Raw genomic sequence first — 476 nt, forward strand, 5'->3', positions numbered from 1 at the left:
TTCGAGCATTGCGTCGAGCAGGGCTGGGTGGTCGATGGCGTGATGAGCCAGAGCGAACAGCAGCTGCAGAACCTGTGGAAGCTGCGCGAATACATCTCCGAAACCATCAGCCACTGGACGCCCTACAAGAACGACATCTCCGTCACCGTCAGCCAGGTACCGGCCTTCCTCAAGGATATCGACGCCATCGTCGAGGCCAACTACCCGGATTTCGAGGTGGTCTGGTTCGGTCATATCGGTGACGGCAACCTGCACCTGAATATCCTCAAGCCCGAGAACCTGTCCAAGGACGAGTTCTTCGCCAAGTGCGCGGTAGTCAACCAGTGGGTATTCGAGACCGTGCAGAAATACAACGGCTCGATCAGTGCCGAGCATGGCGTGGGCATGACCAAGCGCGACTACCTGCACTACAGCCGTTCGCCAGAAGAAATCGCCTGCATGAAGGCGATCAAGGCGGTGTTCGACCCCAACGGGAT

General features: G+C 58.0%; 1 protein-coding gene. It reads left to right on the forward strand.

What is annotated here, in order from left to right:
* Nucleotides 1-476, forward strand: a 476-nt coding sequence (locus tag L6963_RS11730) for an FAD-linked oxidase C-terminal domain-containing protein (protein ID WP_272879192.1), incomplete at both ends; no start/stop codon positions are given.

This window comes from Rothia nasimurium (assembly GCF_928392795.1).
Classification (GTDB): Bacteria; Actinomycetota; Actinomycetes; order Actinomycetales; family Micrococcaceae; genus Rothia; species Rothia nasimurium_F.